6 protein-coding genes, 1 tRNA gene and 1 other RNA gene are annotated in these 7,288 nt (G+C 53.5%); 4 read left to right on the top strand and 4 right to left on the bottom strand.

Annotated features, from left to right (window positions below; genetic code table 11):
• Positions 1 to 199, bottom strand: a 199-nt coding sequence (locus IQ273_RS28085; protein WP_228054021.1) for a hypothetical protein, incomplete at its 3' end; no start/stop codon positions are given.
• 145 nt (positions 200 to 344) lie between these two features.
• Here IQ273_RS28085 and ssrS point away from each other — a divergent pair.
• The 3 genes from ssrS (at position 345) to IQ273_RS28070 (ending at position 3,348) form a co-directional block, all read left to right on the top strand.
• Positions 345 to 528, top strand: a non-coding RNA gene (ssrS, locus tag IQ273_RS28080) — 6S RNA.
• A 174-nt stretch (positions 529 to 702) separates the two neighbouring features.
• Positions 703 to 1,956 (top strand): pitrilysin family protein, encoded by a 1,254-nt coding sequence (locus IQ273_RS28075; protein WP_194026420.1) that lies wholly within the window; start codon positions 703 to 705, stop codon positions 1,954 to 1,956.
• Positions 1,957 to 2,058: 102 nt separating this feature from the next.
• A complete protein-coding gene (locus IQ273_RS28070; RefSeq protein WP_313898274.1) occupies positions 2,059 to 3,348 on the top strand; it encodes a pitrilysin family protein in 1,290 nt (429 codons plus the stop codon).
• A gap of 207 nt (positions 3,349 to 3,555) precedes the next feature.
• Here IQ273_RS28070 and IQ273_RS28065 read toward each other — a convergent pair.
• Positions 3,556 to 3,624, bottom strand: a tRNA-Ser gene (locus IQ273_RS28065).
• 76 nt (positions 3,625 to 3,700) lie between these two features.
• Here IQ273_RS28065 and IQ273_RS36085 point away from each other — a divergent pair.
• Complete coding sequence (locus IQ273_RS36085; RefSeq protein WP_194026419.1) at positions 3,701 to 4,783, top strand: site-specific integrase; 1,083 nt, start codon at positions 3,701 to 3,703, stop codon at positions 4,781 to 4,783.
• A gap of 273 nt (positions 4,784 to 5,056) precedes the next feature.
• Here IQ273_RS36085 and IQ273_RS28055 read toward each other — a convergent pair whose 3' ends face one another.
• Both IQ273_RS28055 and IQ273_RS28050 read right to left on the bottom strand, forming a co-directional pair.
• The gene (locus tag IQ273_RS28055; protein WP_194026418.1) at positions 5,057 to 5,992 is read right to left on the bottom strand and encodes a sigma-70 family RNA polymerase sigma factor; all 936 of its coding nucleotides are present in this window, start codon (positions 5,990 to 5,992) and stop codon (positions 5,057 to 5,059) included.
• Between the two features lie 508 nt (positions 5,993 to 6,500).
• On the bottom strand, positions 6,501 to 7,133 hold the full coding sequence (locus IQ273_RS28050) for a hypothetical protein (RefSeq protein WP_194026417.1): 633 nt from the start codon (positions 7,131 to 7,133) through the stop codon (positions 6,501 to 6,503).
• Positions 7,134 to 7,288 lie beyond the last annotated feature (155 nt).

The raw sequence follows: 7,288 nt of genomic DNA, 5'->3' as shown, positions 1-7,288 counted from the left end.
GGGCGGGTGGGTCTAAGTTAGGCGCAGGCGTAGAATGCTCGGCAGCGCCTGAATCGGCTAAGGCAGAGGACTCTGGCGACTCTGGCGACTCTGGCTCAGGCACCGCTAAGGGCACCTCTGGCAAAGCCGCTTCGGTGCCAGTGACAAAGTCGTCAGGGGCAGAATCGGTTACGGCAGCAGCAGCATCGTCAGGAGCCATAGAAGCAGGGGGAATGAAAGACCAGGTCAAACCGGTGCTGTCATATTAGATCACAGTGGTGAGGATGACAGGTTAGATAACGCGCTAAAGGAAGGTCGGATTCCCCCTTGCGGTTTACCCCAGGCTGTTGGTTATAGTAAATGGAGTCTCACTACGGCGTTGGTGACTACCAACAATGTTTGTCGATCTATGTTTCTTCCGAACGGGAGCTAAGTTGCATCGGCGGCAGTAGACCGAGCTTGTACTCGGAAACTTTAAGCCAGATGCCAAGGCACCCCCCTGGTTCTCCCAGGTCGGAAACTGAGGTAAGACGGCGCTGCGGTGAGACCCTTTATTTTTTTGACATTCCCCTGTCCGTTTGGATGGGGGAATTGTTTTTGAAATGTGATTTAGCTTACTTGAGCGCTAGTATTGACAACATAGCTAGACCCACAGCTGGATATGGCGATGGTTTACCGGCCTGGTTGAGGGATTGCTTAGTATTTTTTGTAGGGCCTGCGCCGTTGAATTCGGTTGATTTTCCCGCTAGTGTAATTCGTTTGGAGAATGGGCTTACCCTGATCCACCAGGAGATTGCGGCCACCCCCGTCGTCGTTGCCGACGTATGGGTGAGGGCTGGGGCGATTACTGAACCGGCGGAGTGGGCGGGTATGGCCCACTTTTTGGAGCACATGATTTTTAAGGGCACCGACCAGCTGCCGCCGGGGGTGTTTGACTACGCGATCGAGACCCAGGGGGGCATGACCAACGCGGCCACCAGCCATGACTACGCCCACTTTTACATCACCATCGCCGCCGACATGCTGCCCCAGACGCTGCCCTACCTGGCCGATTTGCTGCTGCACGCCGCAATTCCTGCCGATGAGTTTGGCCGCGAGCGCCAGGTAGTGCTGGAAGAAATTCTCCAGGCCCAGGATGACCCCGACTGGCTGGGCTACCAGGCGATGTCGGAGCTAGTCTACCAGGACCATCCCTACGGTCGCCCGGTGCTGGGCACGGCCGAGATCTTGCAGCAGCGATCGCCCGAAGAGATGCGCTGCTTTCACCAGGCCCACTACCAGCCCGATCAGATGACGGTGGTGATTACTGGCGGTATCCCGCTGGAGCCAACAGTGGAGTTGGTCAAGCACGCCTTTCGCGGCTTTGCCCCACCGCCTCCCTGCCCCCCGGCAGCAAGTTCTCGGGTGCCTTCTTTCCCCGGCGTGCGGCGCGAGATTCTGCACCTGCCGCGCCTGGAGCAGTCGCGGCTGACCATGGCCTGGATTGGCCCCGGTATTGGCCAGCTCGAAACAGCCTATGGGCTAGATCTGCTGGCGGCAATTTTGGCCGAGGGGCGATCGTCGCGGCTGGTGCGCGAGCTGCGCGAAGATCGCCAGCTGGTGCAGGACATCGGGGCCGGGTTCTCGCTCCAGCGGGAGTGCAGCCTGTTTACCATTCAGGCCTGGCTAGAGGGCGACGATGTGGACCGGGTAGAGGCAATTGTGTGCGATCGCCTTAGCGAACTGGCCGCCAAACCCATTAGTGATGCCGAGCTATCGCGAGCCCAACGCCTATTGTGCAACGACTACGCCTTTTCGACCGAGGCCCCAGGGCAGCTGGCGGGGCTATACGGCTACTACGGCACCATTGCCGCCGTCGATCAATGCCTCTCCTACGTACCCACCCTGCAGGGCTACACGGGCGATCGGCTGCGATCGCTGGCCGACCAGTACCTCACGCCCCTGCGCTATGTCTCCACGATTCTGCATCCTGCCTAGTCTGCCTGGCGCGATCGCCTGGGCAGACTATAGCCTGGGCGGTCTATAGTTAGACTGGCTTGCCAGTCAATTTTGTTCTCTACACAGCCTATTTCTTGCCCTGTGACAGCCTCCCTTCTTCAAGCGCCTCGCCTGCACCGCACAGTTTTAGCCAATGGCTTAACCGTTCTGGTCTTAGAAAACCCGGTTGCCGACATTGTCTCCGCCCGACTATTTATCCGAGCCGGCAGCACCTTTGAAGCTCCCCACCAGGCGGGTTTGGTGAGCTTTTTGATGGGACTGCTGACCAAGGGTACGGATACTCTGTCATCGATGGCGATCGCAGAAACCGTAGAGTCGGTCGGGGCCAGCCTGGGTACCGATGCCGCCGCCGACTACAGCGTCATCAGCCTCAAAACCGTCTCCGCTGACTTTGCCAATATTTTTGCCCTGGCTGCCACCGTACTTCGCCAGCCCAGCTTTCCCCTCGACGAAATTGACCTGGAGCGCAAGCTGACCCTGCAGCAAATTCGCTCGATGCAGGAGCAGCCCTTCACTGTGGCCTTTAACCAGCTGCGTCGCGACATGTATGGCGAACACCCCTATGCCCTACCCGGCATTGGCACCGAGGCCACAGTCGGCGCAATTACCCAGCAGGATCTGGTGGACTTTCACCGCCAGCACATGCGCCCCGACAATGTCGTGGTCACCATTGTGGGCCGTATTGCCCCTGAAGCCGCTCTAGCCCAGGTCGAGCAAACCCTAGGCAATTGGTCAGCCCCGGCCACCCCACCCCCGGCCCTCACTTTACCGACGGTAACGATGACATCCACCTGTTCGGTAGTCATGCAGGAAACCAACCAGGCAATTGTGATGGTGGGCTACCCGGCTGCTGCCGTTAAGCACCCGGCCTACCCCGCCCTCAAGTTGCTCAATACGTACCTGGGCAATGGTCTCTCTAGCCGCCTATTTGTAGAGCTGCGCGAAAAACGCGGCCTGGCCTACGACGTATCGGCCTTTTACCCTACCCGTTTGGAGCTGTCGCAGTTTGTCGCCTACATTGGCACTGCTCCCGAGAACGCGGCTACGGCCCTAGATGGTCTCCGTTTTGAGGTCGAACGGCTGCAAACGACAGTGCTCTCCGACGAAGAACTGCAGTCGGCCAAAAACAAGCTGCTGGGCCAGTACGCCCTGGGCAAGCAGACCAACGCTCAAATTGCTCAACTACTGGGCTGGTACGAAATTTTAGGCCTGAGGGTCGAGTACGACCAGCAGTTCCAGGACATGGTGGCAGCCGTCACGGTGCTTGATGCCGAAGCCGTCGCCCAGGAATTTTTCCACACCCCCTGCATATCACTGCTAGGGCCAGAGGAATTTATTGCTCCGGTCGCCGCTGCCCAGGGTATGACCTAATACCTTTGCAATGCTGCGCTTATCAAAGTATTGTGATTAGCCCTTGATTAGCTTGCTCAACAGCCTAATCGACCCGATCAATGCTGAAAACCCAATCTAGTGCTGATCCATTTTTTAACGCAATTACGGCAATTTTGTCATAAGAATTGCGGTCATTGACATTGAGCCAATGACCATAAAGTAGGCCGAAAGCCTGAAACCACAGTACGGAGAGGGAGGGATTCGAACCCTCGGTCCTTGCGGACACCCGATTTCAAGTCGGGTATACCAAATTCCGAAAACCTATGGCTGACGGTTGTTCTACGAGTGGTGGTGAGTCGTAAATCCCCTTTTACCACCCGATTTACCACCAATGCGCTCAAAAGTCGGCATCACGTCCAGTCATGGGGCTCTCCAACTACGGTTCCCTTGGGAGGGCAAGCGAAAATATCTATCGATCGGACTACATGAGGGCAGAGACGACAGGAAGCTAGCTCAACTCAAAGCTCAGCTCCTAGAGCACGACCTGGCTTGTAACTGTGTAGATACATCCTTCAAACGGTATAGGGTCACCTCCACCAAGGAAAAAGAACTAGAGAAGGTTCTCCCGACCATAACCCTGACAGAGCTTTGGGCAAAGTATCTGGTCTTCAAAACACCACAGGTTAGCCTCACCACGCTGGATGGGCAGTACAAGACCGTCAGTAACCACCTTAAGTCCTGCCCCAGCACAAAGCCAGAGCAGGCTATAGAGATTAGGGACTGGTTGCTAAGCCGTTACACCCGAGACTCATCACGGCGCACCCTCGTCCAATTGAACGCTTGCTGTAGGTGGGCTGTCCAATCGAAGCTGATAACCCATAACCCTTTTTCTGGGTTGGCGAATGAGCTGAGGAAGAATCCACCTACAGATTGCCGTCCATTTGCCCCAGACGAGACTACAGCCATCCTCAAATCATTCGAGGGGTCGGTTTATCTCCCCATAGTGAAATTCCTCTTCCTGACTGGCACAAGGACTGGAGAAGCTAGGGGAATCCGCTGGCAACACGTTAGGGGGGAACATCTAAAGATTTGTGAAGCTTTGTCAGGGTTTAAGAACCGTAACACGGATACCAAGACTCATAGGGCCAGAACACTACCCTGTAACGATCAGCTTCACCAATTTCTCCAAAACTTGAAGCCTGATGGGGCTAAACCAGAAGATTTGCTATTTAACGTTCCAAGCTTGAGAGCTTTTCAAGCTGGATGGCAGCGGCGGGTTACTCGATTAACAACCCAAGGCCTAGTAACTGAATACCGCTCCCAGTATCACACCCGGCATACCTTTGCGACTAATTGCTTAGAGGCTGGAATACCCATTCAACAAGTAGCTGAATGGTTGGGCGACAGCCCTGAAACAGTACTCAAGCATTATGCTGGAGTAATTAATCAATATTTGCCCCCTGAAAATCTCTAATGAAGCCATGACAACTTACACGCTCAACTGTCAACACTGCGGTAAAGAGTTCAAATCTACTTATGAGAGAGGTGGTATCTGCAGTGAGGAATGTAGACAAGGTCTCGCTTGGATGAGGCATCATCGTATGATATTTCATAGAGAAATACACGATAAGCCAATAGAAGAGATAGCGGGTCGCAAGGGTGTAAAACCCAGTCAGGTACGAGAAAGCTTTACTCTTTTATTTCAATTAAATGTCCCAGACGAAGACTTTTGGGTAGGACTCCACGGTCAGTCTTGCCCTACTGAACCAGATAATTGGTGGGACTGATAATGATACTTGAGCTGCTTTATCGCAATTCTAAGTTTAGTGGCAATATATGTCTTCGTCCTGCCGATAGTCTCACCGATTTGGTCAAGAGTCCTTTCGCCACCGCCGTCTAACCCATAACGTAGGTTGATTAATTCCTGCTGGTCTGGGCTCAGCTTTGAAACCATCTTAGAAATGTATTCTCGTCTGTCCTCAGAGTCCAACCAGTCTGAAGGAGTTTCCTGATTAGAGGGGATAATATTCATTATCTCTGACTCACCATCAGGGGCTGGAGTGTTGAGTGAAAGCAGAGCATTTGTGGCAATATATATTCTCGCTAGAGTCCGAAGCTGCTCATCAGTTAGGTCTAGATATTCCTGAAACTCCTTGGTAGATGGCGTTCGCCCTAACTCTCGTTCTAGTAGGCCCCAAGCCTTGTTTGCGGCCCTAAACAACGTAGCGTTAGGTGCAAAGGGAGCCCCTACGTAGACATTGCGGTTCACTAATCTAGCCTTAGCCTCAAAGATTTGATGGCGAATACACATCATTGCTAGAGTAGTGAACTTGCAACCTCTGGCTGGGTCATAGCAGCGAGCTGCTTTGGTAAGACCAATCATGCCCTCTTGAAATACCACCTCCTCATCTAACCCTTTACAACGGCTTGGGTATTGAGTTGTGAAAAGGACAACCAACCTTAAATTGGACTCTACTATCAACCTTTCAGCGCGCTTAGCCTTCTGAAGGATTGTGTCTAGCTCTTTAACACTAATGTTGTTTTCTGCTGCCCACTCTTTTCTAGGCTTTGGTTTGCCAAGAGCAGTCATTTTTTGAACATCGACAGATAGAGCATTTATCTTCTCGTTAGGGAGAATGGGTCGATGTTTTACGCTGTAGCTAATAATTGATCTTTTATCCATCCTGGGAGGTTAATTGATTAGCCCCATTAACGACTGAGCAACCTAAAGGGCCCTGATAAAACGGTTTAAGACTATGCTGGGCTGGACAATGGGTGTTGGGTTCCCACTGCCTTGGTTGTTTACTGTGATAGCTGGAGAGGCTGTCTGAGTCGTAACACCTGTCGTTCTAGAAGAGACAGAAACTCCTGTCCCAGAGATGCCAATAGAGCCAGCCGCCGCAGCCGCCGCAATAGAGATATTTGAAGTGGCAGGTGCGATGAAAGCCGTCAGTACAGGGAGGTTAACGTTAAACTCTGTCTGAATTACCGACTGAGAAGGGCCAGGCCCACCACCAGCATTGCTACGAGCAGGGTGATTGTGCCCAGGGTCATTGACTCCGTGAGCGTGTGGACTAGGCGAGAAAGCGTGAGAGTGACCAGGATCACTAATTGGGTGAGTGTGCCCAGGGTCAAGAACTTCGTGGGTGTGTGCTGTCTGAGCTTAGTGGTGCAGAAAACTTAGGGCAGTCTCACCATGAGAATGTGAGGACCTTAGCGAACTCAATGCGACAGTCTAGGGCGTCTCGCTTGCATTGAGAGGCGCAAGCGGGCGGTGGATTGCCCTTAGGCAAGGCTTGGAGGATGGGCAAGGGCAAACGCTCGTAGCAAAGCCGAGCCAGTTCCCGCAAACCGAGTTGCAGAAAACTCAAGCCCCGGTCGCCATGCCAATCCAGACGACTCCGTTGACCCGCCTTAACCAGCATCATGCCCAACACCAGGGCAATCAGGTAGGCGCAATCCAGCAGCATGAATAAGCGGGTCAAGACTTGGGCATTGCGTAACCCTGAGTCAATCACATCAAAAGCGGCTGATTTGTAATCCATAAAGTGGTGCTCAATCCCCCCAAAGCGCTCACCATAGAGCGCAAACGTTTGCAGAGACACCGTTTGGCTGGACAAGACCGCCCAGGTGTCTTGCGCACCCGGCACATTAGCCGTTGCCAGGTGCGCATCAATATCCCCTAACACCCGCACCGGCCCCACCAGATAGGCGTGTTCTGGGGGCGGAAAGAGGCGCTCTACCGATTGAGTTCGACCGCCCTTGGTGGTCACCAACAGGTCTGACTTCACCCGAATCGCCCAATCCCACTGTTGTTTGTTCAACCAGCGCATCAACTCACCATGTTCAAACTATTAGACGACACTGAACGTGGCGGGTGACGACAGCTAGATAGGCGGGAGAGGTGTTCTCCCTGCCCCTTGAGTCATCACTGAGACCGGATCCAATTTAAGCTAATAAGAAAAGACACTGAAGGTAT

The sequence above is a fragment of the Nodosilinea sp. LEGE 07298 genome (assembly GCF_015207265.1).
Taxonomy (GTDB): domain Bacteria; phylum Cyanobacteriota; class Cyanobacteriia; order Phormidesmidales; family Phormidesmidaceae; genus Nodosilinea.
This window is presented reverse-complemented; position numbering and strand designations above follow the sequence as displayed.